Annotated in this window: 15 protein-coding genes; 10 read left to right on the plus strand and 5 right to left on the minus strand. The window is 62.3% G+C overall.

Annotation, left to right across the window (positions count from 1 at the left end):
• The first annotated feature begins 184 nt into the window (after window positions 1-184).
• On the plus strand, window positions 185-1,204 hold the full coding sequence (locus A462_RS18740; RefSeq protein WP_003212864.1) for a branched-chain amino acid aminotransferase: 1,020 nt from the start codon (window positions 185-187) through the stop codon (window positions 1,202-1,204).
• Window positions 1,205-1,344: 140 nt separating this feature from the next.
• Here A462_RS18740 and A462_RS33345 read toward each other — a convergent pair whose 3' ends face one another.
• On the minus strand, window positions 1,345-2,241 hold the full coding sequence (locus A462_RS33345; RefSeq protein WP_008434482.1) for a GNAT family acetyltransferase: 897 nt from the start codon (window positions 2,239-2,241) through the stop codon (window positions 1,345-1,347).
• A gap of 284 nt (window positions 2,242-2,525) precedes the next feature.
• On the opposite strand from A462_RS33345, the gene ctlX reads away from it, so the two are divergent.
• The 7 genes from ctlX to A462_RS18705 all read left to right on the plus strand — a co-directional run bounded on the left by ctlX (window position 2,526) and on the right by A462_RS18705 (window position 8,595).
• Window positions 2,526-3,452, plus strand: a complete 927-nt coding sequence (gene ctlX, locus A462_RS18735) for a citrulline utilization hydrolase CtlX (protein WP_003212867.1) — start codon at window positions 2,526-2,528, stop codon at window positions 3,450-3,452.
• An 11-nt stretch (window positions 3,453-3,463) separates the two neighbouring features.
• Window positions 3,464-4,510 (plus strand): ornithine cyclodeaminase, encoded by a 1,047-nt coding sequence (locus tag A462_RS18730; protein ID WP_003212869.1) that lies wholly within the window; start codon window positions 3,464-3,466, stop codon window positions 4,508-4,510.
• Window positions 4,511-4,884: 374 nt separating this feature from the next.
• The gene (locus A462_RS18725; protein WP_003212870.1) at window positions 4,885-5,664 is read left to right on the plus strand and encodes an ABC transporter substrate-binding protein; all 780 of its coding nucleotides are present in this window, start codon (window positions 4,885-4,887) and stop codon (window positions 5,662-5,664) included.
• A 160-nt stretch (window positions 5,665-5,824) separates the two neighbouring features.
• Entirely contained in the window at window positions 5,825-6,526 is a 702-nt protein-coding gene (locus tag A462_RS18720; protein WP_008434488.1) for an ABC transporter permease, read from the plus strand.
• Window positions 6,523-7,236 carry an ABC transporter permease gene (locus A462_RS18715; RefSeq protein WP_008434490.1) on the plus strand — a complete coding sequence of 238 codons (714 nt, stop codon included), beginning with the start codon at window positions 6,523-6,525 and terminating at the stop codon, window positions 7,234-7,236. Before A462_RS18720 ends, A462_RS18715 begins: the two co-directional genes overlap by 4 nt.
• Window positions 7,237-7,239: 3 nt before the next feature.
• Window positions 7,240-8,085, plus strand: coding sequence for an ABC transporter ATP-binding protein (locus A462_RS18710; RefSeq protein WP_003208573.1), 846 nt, complete (start codon window positions 7,240-7,242; stop codon window positions 8,083-8,085).
• Window positions 8,086-8,097: 12 nt separating this feature from the next.
• A complete protein-coding gene (locus A462_RS18705; protein WP_003208571.1) occupies window positions 8,098-8,595 on the plus strand; it encodes an Lrp/AsnC family transcriptional regulator in 498 nt (165 codons plus the stop codon).
• A 119-nt stretch (window positions 8,596-8,714) separates the two neighbouring features.
• Here A462_RS18705 and A462_RS18700 read toward each other — a convergent pair whose 3' ends face one another.
• From A462_RS18700 to A462_RS18685, 4 genes are all read right to left on the minus strand, one after another.
• Window positions 8,715-9,548 (minus strand): TIGR03915 family putative DNA repair protein, encoded by an 834-nt coding sequence (locus A462_RS18700; protein WP_008434494.1) that lies wholly within the window; start codon window positions 9,546-9,548, stop codon window positions 8,715-8,717.
• The gene (locus A462_RS18695; RefSeq protein ID WP_008434495.1) at window positions 9,545-10,765 is read right to left on the minus strand and encodes a putative DNA modification/repair radical SAM protein; all 1,221 of its coding nucleotides are present in this window, start codon (window positions 10,763-10,765) and stop codon (window positions 9,545-9,547) included. The genes A462_RS18700 and A462_RS18695 overlap by 4 nt, the downstream gene beginning before the upstream one ends.
• 68 nt (window positions 10,766-10,833) lie before the next feature.
• Window positions 10,834-12,171 (minus strand): lysine N(6)-hydroxylase/L-ornithine N(5)-oxygenase family protein, encoded by a 1,338-nt coding sequence (locus tag A462_RS18690; protein WP_003208565.1) that lies wholly within the window; start codon window positions 12,169-12,171, stop codon window positions 10,834-10,836.
• A 127-nt stretch (window positions 12,172-12,298) separates the two neighbouring features.
• On the minus strand, window positions 12,299-12,781 hold the full coding sequence (locus A462_RS18685) for a sigma-70 family RNA polymerase sigma factor (protein ID WP_032899291.1): 483 nt from the start codon (window positions 12,779-12,781) through the stop codon (window positions 12,299-12,301).
• 256 nt (window positions 12,782-13,037) lie between these two features.
• Between A462_RS18685 and A462_RS18680 the strand changes: the two genes are divergently transcribed.
• Both A462_RS18680 and A462_RS18675 read left to right on the plus strand, forming a co-directional pair.
• The gene (locus A462_RS18680) at window positions 13,038-14,210 is read left to right on the plus strand and encodes an efflux RND transporter periplasmic adaptor subunit (RefSeq protein ID WP_008434499.1); all 1,173 of its coding nucleotides are present in this window, start codon (window positions 13,038-13,040) and stop codon (window positions 14,208-14,210) included.
• A complete protein-coding gene (locus tag A462_RS18675; RefSeq protein ID WP_008434500.1) occupies window positions 14,211-16,181 on the plus strand; it encodes a MacB family efflux pump subunit in 1,971 nt (656 codons plus the stop codon).

Consider the following 16,181-nt stretch of genomic DNA (forward strand, 5'->3'; position numbering starts at 1 on the left):
TCAAATGTGGGAGCGGGCTTGCTCGCGAAAGCGGTGGATCAGCACCGAATGCATCGAATGACACGCCGCATTCGCGAGCAAGCCCGCTCCCACACAAGCCAAGAATGAAGTATTGTTGCGCCCATCCAGAAATAAACCATAAGCCTGCCTTCGACCAGGCGGTTGACAAAAGATAGAGGGTGTCATGGGTAACGAAAGCATCAATTGGGACAAGCTGGGTTTTGACTACATCAAGACCGACAAGCGTTTCCTCCAGACCTGGAAAGACGGCGAGTGGCAAAAAGGCACCCTGACCGACGACAACGTGCTGCACATCAGCGAGGGCTCCACCGCCCTGCACTACGGCCAGCAATGCTTTGAAGGCCTCAAGGCCTACCGCTGCAAGGACGGTTCGATCAACCTGTTCCGCCCCGACCAGAATGCCGCGCGCATGCAGCGCAGCTGTGGCCGCCTGCTGATGCCACAAGTGCCGACCGACGCCTTCATCGAAGCCTGCAAGGAAGTGGTCCGCGCCAACGAGCGGTTCATCCCGCCATACGGCACCGGCGGCGCGCTGTACCTGCGCCCGTTCGTGATCGGCACCGGTGACAACATCGGCGTGCGCACCGCGCCGGAATTCATCTTCTCGATCTTCTGCATCCCGGTCGGCGCCTACTTCAAGGGCGGCCTGACCCCGCACAACTTCCTGATCTCCGGCTACGACCGTGCGGCTCCCAACGGCACCGGCGCAGCCAAGGTCGGTGGCAACTACGCCGCCAGCCTGATGCCCGGTTCCCTGGCGAAAAAAGCCAACTTCGCCGACTGCATCTACCTCGACCCGGCCACCCACTCGAAGATCGAAGAAGTCGGCTCGGCCAACTTCTTCGGGATCACCCACGACAACAAGTTCGTCACCCCGAACTCGCCGTCGGTGTTGCCAGGCATCACCCGCCTGTCGCTGATCGAGCTGGCAAAATCGCGCCTGGGCCTGGAAGTGGTTGAAGGCGACGTGCTGATCGACAAGCTGTCGGACTTCAAGGAAGCCGGCGCCTGCGGCACCGCCGCCGTGATCACCCCGATCGGCGGCATCGAGTACAAAGACAAGCTGCACGTGTTCTACAGCGAAAAAGAAGTCGGCCCGGTCACCCAGAAGCTCTACAAAGAGCTGACTGGCGTACAGTCCGGCGACGTCGAAGCGCCTGAGGGCTGGATCGTCAAGGTCTAAGCAACACTGCAAAACCAAACTGTGGGAGCGGGCTTGCTCGCGAATACGGAGTGTCAGTCGACAGATTTATTGACTGATACACCGCATTCGCGAGCAAGCCCGCTCCCACATTTTGATTTCAGTGTTTGGAAAACCGACGTTCAGGCCTTATCCATCGGGATGTTTTCCAGAATCTTCTTGCCCATGCTGATCCGCGGCTCCGCGCCATAACCCAGCGCCTCATAAAACCCCATCACCGCGTCATTGCCACTGGTGATCTGCAGGTTGATCTTCATGCAACCCAGCGCCGTCAACGCCTGCTCCGCATGCCGCACCAACGAAGCGCCCAGGCCCTGGCGGCGATAGTCGTTGTGCACCGCCACTGAATACAACCAGCCACGATGCCCGTCGTAGCCGGCGAGGATGGTACCGATCACCGCCTTCTTGTCGGTGGCCACGAAGAACAACCCATCGTTGACCGCCAGCTTCTTGTCGATCGCCAGGCTCGGCAGGTTATGCGCCGCGTCATAACCAAACGCCGCCTGCCACAACGCCACCACCTGCGCCCGATGGGCCCGATCGCGATAGACGCCGATGGGATGGCGGGATGACAACGCCTTCTCCATCACCAGCGTGCGCTCATTGCCATGGTAGACATCACGCACCGTGTGGAAACCGAGCTTGGTGTAGAACGGCTCTGCCGTCAGCGAAGACGGCACATGCAACAAGGTCACCCCGGCTTCCCGGGCACGCAGCTCGATTTCAATCATCAGCAAGCGCCCGATGCCCTGCCCTTGCAGCGCCGGATTGACGAAGACCGAGCGCACCACATTGGCGTCAAGTGCCGCCGTGGCAACGATCACCTCATCCTGAATGGCCACCAGCACCGTTCGACGCGCGAGCAACGCCACGACAGCCTCGGGAGTAAAGTTGCTCGCCACCCGCGCAATCACATCCGCCGGATAATCCCGGGCGTTGCTGTCATGCAGGGCCGCCAGGATGACCTGGCTGATGCCCTCGGCATCGGTAGTTTGGGCGAGACGAACTTCAGTGGGCATGGTTTCTCCATCCAGACAAAAAACCTCAGGCAACACAATACCAATGTGGGAGCGGGCTTGCTCGCGAAGGCGGTGTATCAGCCACCGAATTTATTAACTGACCCACCGCTTTCGCGAGCAAGCCCGCTCCCACATTTTGATCTCCACTCACCTCCACAGCCGATTCGGCTGCCCCACCCCACTTTTCAGCTTTCCCGGCTGAGCCACCCCCTCAGTTCAGCCGGGATTCTTCCTTCACACCGCACAAAATAGCCTCACTGCCCACCCCATGGACCCGTGCCCCCATGCAAACCACCAACACTGTCCTGATGATCCGCCCGGCGCACTTCGCCTTCAACCCGGACACCGCGATCAACAACCGCTTCCAGCGTGCGCCCCTCGACCCGTTGGCGGCACAGCAGAAAGCGCTGGAAGAGTTCGACGGCTACGTCGACACCCTGCGCCACCACGGCGTGGAAGTGCTGGTGGTACAAGACACCCCCGCTCCCCATACCCCGGATTCGATCTTCCCCAACAACTGGTGGAGCAGCCACGCCGACGGCAGCCTGGTGCTGTACCCGATGGAAGGCCGGAACCGACGACTGGAACGCGACAAAGGCGTGCTGCAAGTGCTGGAGCAACGCTTCGCGATCCACAACACCATCGACTTCAGCCACCTCGAACAACAGAACATGTTCCTCGAAGGCACCGGCAGCATGGTCCTCGACCGCCAGCACCGCATCAGCTACGCCTGCCATTCCGGGCGTACCCATCAGGATGCCCTGCGCCAGTTCGCCGAACGCCTTGACTACCAGGTCTGCGTATTCCACGCCGTCGACCGCCACCACGCGCCGATCTACCACAGCAACGTAATGATGAGTGTCGGCCGCGACCTCTCCGTGGTGTGCCTGCAAGCTCTGCCCGATGACCACGAGCGCCAGGCCCTTGAACGCTCCCTGCGCGATACCGGCAAAGACATCGTCGCCCTGGACTTCGATCAGTTGGAAGCCTTCGCCGGCAACATGCTGGAAGTCCACGACCGCGACGGCCAGCCGCTGCTGGTGATGTCGGCCAGCGCCTGGGGCTCGCTCAAGCCCGCCCAGCGTCAGCATGTGGAGCGTCACACCCGGCCGGTGGTGGTGAACATCGACAACATCGAACGCATCGGCGGCGGCAGTGCCCGCTGCATGTTGGCGGAAGTGCATCTGCCCACCCGCCCCTCATTTCAATAAGGAGTCTTCCCATGACCCGCTATATCGACGTCAACGACTTGAGCTACCTGGTTTCGCAAAAAGGCCTGCAAACCTGCATTACCGAGATGGCCGAGTACATCCGCGCCGACTACCTGCGCTGGCAGGACTTTGAAAAATGCGCGCGCCTGGCCAACCACTCGCCCGAGGGCGTGATCGAGCTGATGCCGGTGTCCGACGCGTCGCTGTACGCCTTCAAATACGTGAACGGCCACCCGAAAAACACCCAGAGCGGCATGCTCACCGTCATGGCCTTCGGCGCCCTGGGTGATGTGGACACCGGCAAACCGGTACTGCTGGCGGAAATGACCCTGACCACCGCGATCCGCACGGCCGCCACCTCGGCCCTGGTGGCGCGCTACCTGGCCCGGGACAACAGCCGCAGCATGGCGCTGATCGGCAACGGCTCCCAGAGTGAGTTCCAGGCCCTGGCCTTCCACGCGATGCTGGGCATCACTGAAATCCGCCTGTTCGACATCGACGCCAAGGCCACCGCCAAACTGGCCGCCAACCTCAAAGCCTTCCCGGCGATCAAGGTGATCCTGGCAGGCAGCGTTGCCGAAGCCGTGAAAGGCGCCGACATCGTCACCACCGTCACCGCCGACAAGGCCTACGCCACCATCCTCACGGACGAGATGATCGAACCGGGCATGCACCTGAATGCCGTCGGTGGCGACTGCCCCGGCAAGACCGAACTGGACCGACGAATCGTCGAACGGGCCCGCGTGATTGTCGAGTACGAGCCACAAAGCCGCATCGAAGGCGAAATCCAGCACATGCCGGAAGATTCGCCGGTCACCGAGCTGTGGCAAGTGATCAACGGCCAGGCGCCAGGCCGCGAAAACGCGCGCCAGGTCACCCTGTTCGACTCGGTAGGTTTTGCCATCGAAGACTACTCCGCCCTGCGTTACGTACTGGACGTGGCCAAGGCGCTGGACGTGGGCAGCGAACTGGAACTGGTGCCGGACCTTGCCGACCCCAAGGACCTGTTTGCCCGCCTGGCCCAAGCACCGGTGGCACAGCAGAAAAAGCGCGCCTGAGACCGCTCTGGCCTGCCGCTTTGCGTGAAAGGCAGGCCGGAAAAACCCGGTCAACAAGCCGATTCAGCGGGTGCCGCAGCCGTTTCCGCTGTGACCCGCGTTTTAACAGCACATTCCGCCCGCCGCGGCAGGGGTAAACGACACAAAAAACGCACCATCTTGAAGCATTCTCTCTGACAACAAACAGCCCAATGTAGTGAGGCAGCCCAATGTGGCGAGGGAGCTTGCTCCCGCTGGAGTGCGTAGCGCTCCCGGGATTTTGGGGCCGCTGCGCAGCCCAGCGGGAGCAAGCTCCCTCGCCACAAAAGCCAGCTCGCCTTAGCTTTCAACTTTTCTACTGCCCTGACATCAATTACAAAATATAGGGAATACACATGACTCCGCTCCGATCACTTTTCGCTGCGCTGCTCCTGCCATTGGCCGCAACCGCTGCCCAGGCTCAGGAATGGAAAGAAATCCGCTTTGGGGTTTTCCCCGAATACCCACCGTTTGAATCCGTCGCCGCCGACGGCAGCCTGCAAGGTTTCGACATCGACCTGGGCAACGCCATCTGCGCCAAGCTGGAAGTCAAATGCGTGTGGGTCCACAACGAATTCGACGGCATGATCCCGGCCCTGCGCGCCCGCAAGTTCGACGCCATCATGTCCTCCATGGCCGTGACCCCGGCCCGCCAGAAAGTCATCGACTTCAGCGACCGGCTGTTCCTCAGCCCGACCTCGGTGATCACCCGCAAAAGCGCCGACTTCGGCGACACCCCCGAATCCCTGAAAGGCAAACAGGTCGGCGTGCTGCAAGGCTCGCTGCAGGAAGCCTACGCCCGTGCGCACCTGGCCAAGCTCGGCGCGCAGATCAAGGCGTACCAGTCCCAGGAACAGAACTACGCCGACCTGCAAAACGGTCGCCTCGACGCCACCCTCACCGACAAGCTTGAAGCCCAGCTCAACTTCCTGTCCAAACCTGAAGGCGCCGACTTCAAGACCGGCCCGGCCTTCAAGGACCCGACCCTGCCGCTCGACATCGCCATGGGCCTGCGCAAGAACGACAAGGACCTGGTGGAGCTGATCAACAAAGGCATCGCCGCCGTCCAGGCCGATGGCACCTACACACAGATCCAGAAGAAATACTTCGGCGATCAGGATATCTACAACGAGTGACGCCTCATGTGGGAGCGAGCTTGTGTGGGAGCGGGCTTGCTCGCGAAAGCGGTGGGTCAGTCACACATGTATTGACTGAAACTCTGTCTTCGCGAGCAAGCCCGCTCCCACACAAGCTCGCTCCCACCGTAAAACTCTGCGCCCCATCGAGATACTTCCCATGAATGAACTCCTCAACTTGCAAGGCTTCGGCCCGCTGCTGGCCCAGGGTGCCTGGATGACGGTCAAGCTGGCGTTCCTGGCGCTGCTGCTGAGCCTGTCCCTGGGACTGCTCGCCGCCGCCGCCAAGCTCTCCAGCGTCAAGCTGCTGCGGGTTCCGGCCACGCTCTACACCACGCTGATTCGCAGCGTGCCGGACCTGGTGCTGATCCTGCTGATTTTCTACAGCCTGCAACTGTGGCTGAACGACCTGAGTGAAATGCTCGGCTGGGCCTACTTCGAAATCGACCCGTTCACCGCCGGTGTCATCACCCTCGGTTTTATCTACGGTGCGTATTTCACCGAAAACTTTCGCGGGGCGATTCTCAGCGTGCCCGCCGGCCAACTCGAAGCCGCCACCGCCTACGGCCTGAGCCGCTGGCAGCGCTTTCGCCTGGTGCTGTTCCCGCAACTGATGCGCTTTGCCCTGCCGGGCCTGGGCAACAACTGGCTGGTGCTGCTCAAGTCCACCGCGCTGGTGTCGATCATCGGCCTGTCAGACCTGGTCAAGGCCGCACAAAACGCCGGCAAGACCACCAATGACCCGCTGTATTTCCTGATCCTCGCGGGCCTGGTGTACCTGGTGATCACCACCCTCTCCAACCGCATCTTCAAACGCCTGGAACGGCGCTACAACGTGGGCATCAAGGGGATGGTGCGATGATCGAACTGATCCAGCAATACGGCCTGGCCTACCTGTTCACCGACGGTAACGGCTTTTCCGGGGTGGCGATGACCCTGTGGCTCTTCATTATCTCGGTGGTGCTGGGCTTCTTTCTGTCGATCCCGCTGGCGATCGCGCGGGTCTCGGAACACTTCTGGATTCGCTGGCCAGTGGAGGTCTACACCTACCTGTTTCGCGGCACGCCGCTGTATATCCAGTTGCTGATTTGCTACACCGGCCTCTACGGCCTGGACGTGGTGCAGGACAACGCCCTGCTCAACCAGTTTTTTCGCAATGCACTGAACTGCACGCTGCTGGCGTTTGTATTGAACACGTGCGCCTACACCGTGGAAATCTTTGCCGGGGCGATTCGCAACATCCCCCACGGCGAGATCGAAGCCGCCAAGGCCTACGGCCTGCATGGCTGGCGCCTGAACCTGTTTGTGGTAGTGCCCGCCGCACTGCGTCGCGCACTGCCGGCCTACAGCAATGAAATGATCCTGATGCTGCACGCCACGTCCCTGGCGTTCACCGCCACCATTGCCGACATCCTCAAGGTGGCCCGCGACGCCAACGCCGAGACGTTCCTGACGTTCCAGGCCTTCGGCATCGCTGCCCTGTTGTACATGCTGCTGTCCTTTGCACTGGTGGGCCTGTTTCGACTGGCCGAACGTCGCTGGATGCGTTTTCTTGTTCCTACCCGAGGCTAACCCATGAATCAGTCCGCGCAGGCCCTGGCCGCTTATCCCACCGATGTACGCCCCGCTACCCAGCCGGTCGCCGTGGCCGAAAACGCCAACGTCAAACTCCAGGTCGAAGGCCTGCACAAACGCTATGGCGAGCATGAGGTGCTCAAGGGCGTTTCACTGAACGCGCGCAACGGCGACGTGATCAGCCTGATCGGCGCCAGCGGCTCCGGCAAGAGCACGATGCTGCGCTGCATCAACTTCCTCGAACAGCCGGACGCCGGGGTTATCACTCTCGATGGCATCAGCATCGAAATGCAGCAAGGCCGCGCCGGCACGCGCGCGCCGCACCAGGCGCAATTGCAGAACCTGCGCACCCGCCTGGCCATGGTGTTCCAGCACTTCAACCTGTGGAGCCACATGACCGTGCTGGAAAACATCACCATGGCGCCGCGCCGGGTGCTGGGGGTGAGCGCCGCCGAGGCGGAAAAACGCGCACGCCTGTACCTCGACAAGGTCGGCCTGCCGGGCCGGGTGGCGGACCAATACCCGGCATTCCTCTCCGGCGGCCAGCAACAGCGCGTGGCCATCGCCCGGGCCCTGGCGATGGAACCGGAGATCATTCTGTTCGACGAACCCACTTCGGCCCTCGACCCTGAACTTGTAGGAGAAGTGCTCAAAGTCATACAGACGTTGGCGGAGGAAGGTCGTACCATGCTCATGGTCACCCACGAAATGGGCTTTGCCCGCCAGGTGTCCAGCCAAGTGCTGTTCCTGCACCAGGGCCGTGTCGAGGAACAAGGCGGAGCCGAAATCCTCGACCAGCCGAACAGCGAACGCTTGCAGCAATTTCTTTCCAACCGATTGAAGTGAACACCACACACCATGGATACCAAGGCCACCGGACCGAACGCCTCACCTGTGCTGGACCGCATCGATGAAGCCATCATCGACGTGTTACGGCACCAGGGACGCATCACCTACGAAAAACTCTCGTCGCTGGTGCACCTGACGCCCAGGCCGTGCCTGGAACGGGTACGCAAGCTGGAACGACGCGGGGTCATCCGGGGTTATGGGGCGATCATCGACGTGCAGATGGTTTCGCCGGGGCTGTCACTGCTGGTGCTGGTGGCCCTCTCCAACCAGAGCGGGCGCTCGGCGCAGAAGGCGTTCGAGGCATGTGTCAAAGCCTGCCCGCAAGTGTTCGAGTGCCAGTTAATCAGCGGGCCGTTCGACTACAGCCTGCGCATGCGCTGCCGGGACATGGAGCACTACCGCGTGCTGACGGAAACCTGGCTGAACAATGATGAATTGCACATCGATAAATTGGTGGCGCATCCCGAGCTGGCGGTCGTAAAAAACACCGCCACCGAACTGGCCTGAATCCGCCCCTACAGGCAATAGAGATCAAATGTGGGAGCGGGCTTGCTCGCGAATGCGGTGTGTCAGCAGCACATCCAGCGACTGACACACCGCATTCGCGAGCAAGCCCGCTCCCACATTTAACCGTGCCCGCTTGAAATTCGCTTGCCTGGACGCGCCCCAATCATCTTCGCCTGCCCATCCCGCTGCTTGCCCGTGCGCGCCTCGCTGATCAGCCCCGGAATCAACTTGCCCTCCGGCAGATTCTTCCAGAACCGGCTCGGCAAATGCCCTTCCATCACCTTCGGATTCAACCGCGCCGGGTTAAAGATATGGCTGTAGTACGTCAACCACATCGCACTGTGGGGATCCTCGACATTCTGCGCCAACGCCTGCCATTCCACCGGGCATTGCCGCTGGTGAATCAACTGCTCCCCGTCGTAATAAACCCCATCCAGGGGCGTGGCGATCATCCAGCGATGACGCCCCATGCGCCCGACAAAATGCTGGCTGGCCACCTTCAAGATATCGTGGGCCGGCTCATGCCACGCCACGTACTCCGGCAACTGCGGCCCCGCCTCTGCCGGCAATGCGATAAACCGCACAAACGCATGCAGGTGATGGGCCTCGCGCTGCACCTGCTTGATCCGCCGCTGCAATTCGCTGCCCAGCTTGTCCCCCGACATCATCGCCGTGCGGTCCCCATGGCTGACGCGCCACAGCAGCTCATACAACAGGCTCCAGCGCTGTTCACCGTGATAACACGCGGCAGACTCCAGCAGCTCCAGCAGCGCCTTGGGAATCCGCGCCTGGAACGGCCCGCACTCCGCCGGGTACTGCTCGTCGGTGGCAAACAGGTCCGCCACCTCGGCCACGCCCCAACTCACGTGGCTGGGGTCGATCTGATGGCTGAGCAACCAGCGCGCCTGCTCGCGCCAGGTGCTGAACAGGTTGTCGCATTCCAGGCTGATCATCCCCACAGCCCCATTTGCTGCGGCTGCGGGCGGTCGCGCAGTTGTTCGCGCAGCAGCACGCTGGTGCTTTCCGCTTGCTGCGGGTGGTAGTCGCTGGTGATGAAAAACGGCTTGGCCTTGGTCAGCACACACCGCATGCGCGCCAGGTCTTCGAAGCGGATCTTGCGCTGGCGACGCAGGTCCACCAGCCGTTGGGTGGTGCGCAGGCCAATTCCGGGAATGCGCGCAATAAGCGTCGGCTCGGCCCGGTTCAAGTCCAGCGGGAACACCTCGCGGTGCTCCAGCGCCCAGGCCAGCTTGGGGTCGATATCCAGGGCCAGGTCGCCCGGCCCTTCAAACAGTTCATTGGCGCTGAACCCATAGCTGCGCAACAGGAAATCCGCCTGGTACAAGCGGTGCTCGCGCATCAGCGGCGGCGCGGCCAGGGGCACGCTTTTCGGGCTGTTGGGGATCGGGCTGAACGCCGAGTAATACACCCGGCGCAGTTTGAAATTGCCGTACAACGCCTCGGCGCTGTGGAGGATGGTGCTGTCGTCGGTGTCATCGGCGCCGACGATCATCTGCGTGCTCTGCCCGGCCGGCGCGAAACGCGGCGCGCGGGGTTCGTTGAGCACGGTCTGCTCACCGGTATAGATGGTTTGCATGGCCTGCTTGATCGAGACGATCTGCTTCTCGGGCGCCAGGGTTTGCAGGCTCTTGTCCGTTGGCAACTCGATATTCACGCTGAGGCGATCGGCATACCGCCCCGCCTCGGCAATCAGTGCCGGGTCGGCTTCGGGAATGGTCTTGAGGTGGATGTAGCCGCGAAAGTCATGCTCTTCGCGCAGGAGTTTGGCGACCTGCACCAGCTGCTCCATGGTGTAGTCGGCCGAACGGATGATGCCGGAACTGAGAAACAGCCCGCTGACGCAGTTGCGCCGGTAAAAGTCGAGGGTCAGGGTCACCACCTCCTCCGGGCTGAAGCGTGCACGGGGCACGTCGCTGGAGCGGCGGTTGACGCAGTATTGGCAGTCGTAGAGACAGAAGTTGGTCAGCAGCACCTTGAGCAACGACACGCAGCGACCGTCGGGCGTGTAGCTGTGGCAGATGCCCATGCCATCGGTGGAACCCAGCCCCGCCTTGCCTTCCGAGCTGCGCTTGGGCGCACCGCTGCTGGCGCAGGACGCGTCGTACTTGGCGGCGTCGGCGAGGATGCTGAGTTTTTCGATCAACTGCATGGGGCTTCTACCGATACTGGTTTTTTGTACAGTATCAGCAGCCGCCCCCGCGGTTCAAGTGCAGCCTGTCAGCTGGCGGTGGCCAGCAACACGTCCTGCACCGAACGGCTCTTGCCGCGGCTGCGGTCGTGTTCGTACAGCGACGCAGCAATCTCGTCGGCACGGATCGGCAGGATCGACAGCAAGGTATCGCTCAGGCCATGGCTGGCCTGGCTGAAGCCCTGCATGTAGATGCCGGCCTTGCAGCGCTCGTCGGTGACGATGCGGTAGTCGCGGCTGACTTCAAAGTCGCCCATATAGTCGGCCAACGGTGCGAGCAACTGACGATGCATCTGGCGCTCGTAACCGGTGGCCAGTACGACGGCATCGTAATGGTTGAGGCTGGTTTCGCCGGTGGCGTTGTTGCGCAGCGCCAACTCCACACCCAGCGGCCCGGCCGTGGCTTTTTCCACGGTGGTCAGGGTACGGAACGCGTGACGGGCAATGCCGGAAACTTTCTGGCGGTAGAAGATCCCGTAGATGCGCTCGATCAGGTCCAGGTCCACCACCGAATAGTTGGTGTTGTGGTATTCGTTGACCAGGCGCTCGCGCTCGCTGCCGTTCTGCTGGAACACCAGGTCGGTGAACTCCGGCGAGAACACTTCGTTGACGAACGGGCTGTCATCCGCAGGCTTGAGGGCCGAGCCGCGCAGGATCATGTCGACCTGCACTGACGGGAAGCTGTCGTTGAGGTCGATAAACGCCTCGGCTGCGCTCTGGCCACCACCGATGATCGCGATGCGCATCGGCTTGCCGTCGACACACGGTTGCTGGGCCATGCGTTCCAGGTACTGGGAGTGATGGAACACCCGACCGTCATCCTTGAGCGCCTTGAACGACGCCGGAATACGCGGCGTACCACCGGCGCTGACCACCACCGAGCGGGTGGTGCGCACGTGCTGTTCACCCTGGGCGTCCCGGGAAATCACCCGCAGCGCCTCTACCTGCTGCTGATGCAGGATCGGCTCGATGGCCAGCACTTCCTCGCCGTAGCGGCTTTGCGCCTGGAACTGCCCGGAGACCCAGCGCAGGTAGTCGTTGTACTCCATGCGGCACGGATAGAAGGTACCCAGGTTGATGAAATCCACCAGGCGCCCGTGGGCCTTCAGGTAATTGACGAAGGAATAAGGGCTGGTGGGATTGCGCAGGGTCACCAGGTCCTTGAGGAAGGAAATCTGCAATTCACTCTGGGTGACCAGGGTGTTGCCGTGCCAGCGGTAGTCGGCCTGTTTGTCGAGGAACAGCACGTCCAGTTTGCCCTGGGCTTTCTCGCGTTCCTGCAGGGCGATGGCCAGCGCCAGGTTCGAAGGGCCGAACCCGATACCGATCAGGTCGTGAACGGCGGGCGATGCAATTGCCTGTGTCATTCCAGTGTCCTCTGGATAAGCCCCGTGGCAGTGGGGCGGGAAAGCCTCAGAGACCTGAAGGCACAGCAACAGGTCGTGTGTTGATAGGAGACGAGGACAATGAAATAAAATTTAGCTAACGCTGGAATCAGTGCGCATCCCACTCACGCATGCGCGCCCGGCAATGCTTCATGGCATTGACGATGTGTTTTTCCACCAGCGCGCGGGAAATACCCAGGCGCTCGGCGATTTGCAGGTGGGACAGGCCGTCGAGCTTGCGCAACAGGAAACTGTCACGGCAGAGCGCCGGCAGCTCGGCCAGCGCGCGCTCAAGCATTTCCAGGCGCTGGCCGTGGTCCAGGCAGTGATGGGGCGAAGACAGCGAAAAACGCTCCTCGCTGTCGAGTACTTCCAGGGGTTCATCCTGGCGCAGGGCGTTGCGCCGATGACCGTCGATCACCAGGTTCAGCGCCGTGCGATAGAGAAACGCCCGGGGCTGCTCGATCGGGACCTCGCTGGCACGCCCCAGCACCCGCACATAAGCGTCATGCACCACATCTTCGGCCACCTGACGGTTGCCCAGCTTGGCGTTGAGGAAACACACCAGCTCGCGATAGTAGTTTTCCAACATGACTCCCGACCGCCTGTAGGCGGCATTAGGTCCTTTGAGTACGAAGATAACGGCCGATTCGATGATGGCAGTTTGAGGTGCGTGTAATTTATAGTAATTCTCATCTAGTTTTAAACAAGACTTGCAACGCGGGCCAATTATTTTGCCTGACACACCTGTAACGGCATATGTAACGGCCTAAATCCCCGGACAATTTCCTCGTCTACCTGTCAGCTTCCCGCTCCTGCGGGCCGATCTTTCCTGGCTGGAACTCTGCATGAAACGTCCTCGACCTGCCCGACGCGCCCTGCTTGTGGTCGCGTGCCTGATCCCCGTCATCGCTTTAGCTGCCTGGCAGGTCCTGCCGCCGGGCCGGGACAAGCTGGCGACCGTCACCGTGACCCGGGGCGATATCGAAAGCAGCGTCACCGCCCTGGGCACCCTGCAACCCCGGCGCTACGTCGACGTGGGCGCCCAGGCGTCCGGACAGATCCAGAAGATTCATGTCGAGGCCGGTGCCCAGGTCAAGGAAGGCCAATTGCTGGTAGAGATCGACCCCTCCACGCAAAAAGCCAAGCTCGACGCCAGCCGCTATGCCATCGAGAACCTGCAGGCCCAGTTGCAGGAGCAACGGGCCCAGCACGAACTGGCCCGCCAGAAGTACCAGCGCCAGCAACGCCTGGAAGCCGGTAACGCCACCCGGGAAGAAGACGTGCAAACTGCCAGGGCCGAACTGAGCGCCACCCAGGCGCGGGTCGACATGTTCCTGGCGCAGATTCGCCAGGCCAAGGCCAGCCTGCGCAGTGACGAGGCAGAGTTGGGCTACACGCGCATTTATGCGCCAATGAGCGGCACCGTGGTCGCGGTGGACGCCCGGGAAGGCCAGACACTCAACGCCCAGCAGCAAACCCCGCTGATCCTGCGGATCGCCAAGCTTTCGCCGATGACCGTATGGGCCGAAGTCTCGGAAGCCGACATCGGCCATGTCAAACCCGGCATGACGGCCTACTTCACCACCCTGAGCGGCGGCAGCCGGCGCTGGACCAGCACCGTACGGCAGATTTTGCCGATCCCGCCCAAGCCGCTCAACGAAACCAGCCAGGGCGGTGGCAGCCCGAGCAGCGCCAGCAAAAGCGGCACCGGGCGAGTGGTGCTTTACACGGTGCTGCTGGACGTCGACAACACCGATAACGCCTTGATGGCGGAAATGACCGCCCAGGTATTCTTCGTCGCCGGCCAGGCCAGGGACACCCTGACCGCGCCGGTCGCCGCCCTGCAAGGCAGCCTCGGCGGCGACAAACAGATCGCCCGCGTGGTGGCGAAAAACGGCAGCATCGAGCAACGCGAAATCCGCCTGGGCCTCAGCGACCGCCTGCGAGTCCAGGTGCTGGAAGGCCTGAACGAAGGCGATCACCTGCTGATCGGCCCGGCCGATGGCAGCGGAGGTTGAATGTCGACCCCACTGATCGAACTCAAGGGCATCCGCAAGTCCTACGGCGGCGGCGATACGCCGCAGGTTGAAGTGCTGCGCGGCATCGACCTGGCGATCCATGCCGGGGAATTCGTGGCGATTGTCGGCGCCTCCGGCTCCGGCAAATCCACGCTGATGAATATCCTCGGCTGCCTCGACCGCCCCACCGAGGGCGACTACCTGTTCGCCGGGGAAAACGTCGCCCGGCTCGACAGCGACGAACTCGCCTGGCTGCGCCGCGAGGCCTTCGGTTTCGTGTTCCAGGGCTATCACCTGATCCCATCCGGCTCGGCCCAGGAAAACGTCGAGATGCCGGCGATCTATGCCGGCATCAGCGCCGCCGAACGCCATGCCCGCGCCAAGGCCCTGCTCACGCGCCTGGGCCTGGCCGAGCGCACCGGCAACCGCCCGCACCAGCTTTCCGGCGGCCAGCAACAGCGGGTGTCGATTGCCCGGGCGTTGATGAACGGCGGGCATATCATCCTCGCCGACGAACCCACCGGCGCCCTCGACAGCCACAGCGGCGCGGAGGTCATGACCCTGCTGGACGAACTGGCCAGCCAGGGCCACGTGGTCATCCTGATCACCCACGACCGCGAAGTCGCGGCGCGGGCCAATCGCATCATCGAGATCCGCGACGGGCTGATCATCAGCGACTCTGCCGACACCAGCGAGACGCCCCCCGTGGCCATCTCCGGCGCGTTGCAAGCCGTGGACCTGCGCCAGCGCCTGGCCGATGGCGCCGAGCACAACGGCGCCTGGAAAGCCGAGCTGCTGGATGCCGTGCAAGCCGCGTGGCGGGTGATGTGGATCAACCGTTTTCGCACGGCGCTGACGCTGCTGGGGATCATCATCGGCGTGGCGTCGGTGGTGGTGATGCTGGCGGTGGGCGAAGGCAGCAAGCGCCAGGTGATGGCGCAGATGGGCGCTTTCGGCTCCAATATCCTCTACGTCAGCGGGTCGGCGCCCAACCCGCGCACACCACCCGGCGTGATCACCCTCAACGACGTGGCCGCCCTGGCGGCCCTGCCTCAGGTCAAGCGCATCATGCCGGTGAACGGCGCAGAGGCCGGCGTTCGCTTTGGCAACGTCGACCATATGGCGTATGTCGGGGGCAATGACACCAATTTCCCGGCCATTTTCAACTGGCCAGTGGTCGAGGGGAGTTACTTCACCGAGGCCGACGAGCGCGCCGGAGCCACGGTGGCAGTGATCGGCAAACGGGTACGCGACAAGCTGTTCAAGGATGTGACCGACCCGATCGGGCAATACATCCTGATCGAAAACGTTCCATTCCAGGTGGTCGGTGTGCTCGCCGAAAAAGGCGCCAGCTCCGGCGACAAAGACAGCGACGACCGTATCGCCATCCCCTACTCTGCCGCCAGCGTGCGTCTGTTCGGCAGCTATAACCCCGAATACGTAGTGATTGCCGCCGCCGACGCGCGCAACGTGCACGACGCCGAACAGGCTATCAATCAGTTGTTGCTGCGCCTGCACAACGGCAAGCACGACTTTGAACTGACCAACAATGCCGCGATGATCCAGGCCGAGGCACGCACCCAGAACACCTTGTCACTGATGCTCGGCTCGATTGCCGCGATTTCGCTGCTGGTGGGAGGTATCGGGGTGATGAATATCATGCTGATGACCGTACGTGAACGCACCCGGGAAATCGGCATTCGCATGGCCACCGGGGCGCGGCAGCGGGACATCCTGCGCCAGTTCCTCACTGAAGCGGTGATGCTCTCTGTGGTCGGCGGCGTCACCGGCATCGGCCTCGCCCTGCTGGTGGGCGGCGTGCTGATCCTCAGCAACGTGGCCGTCGCGTTCTCGATTCCGGCCGCCGTGGGGGCCTTCTTCTGCGCCCTGGTCACCGGCGTTATCTTCGGTTTCATGCCGGCCCGCAAAGCCGCTCGACTTGACCCGGTCAAGGCCCTTACCAGTGAATGA

Origin of the sequence: Pseudomonas sp. Ag1 (assembly GCF_000278565.1) — a bacterium.
GTDB lineage: Bacteria > Pseudomonadota > Gammaproteobacteria > Pseudomonadales > Pseudomonadaceae > Aquipseudomonas.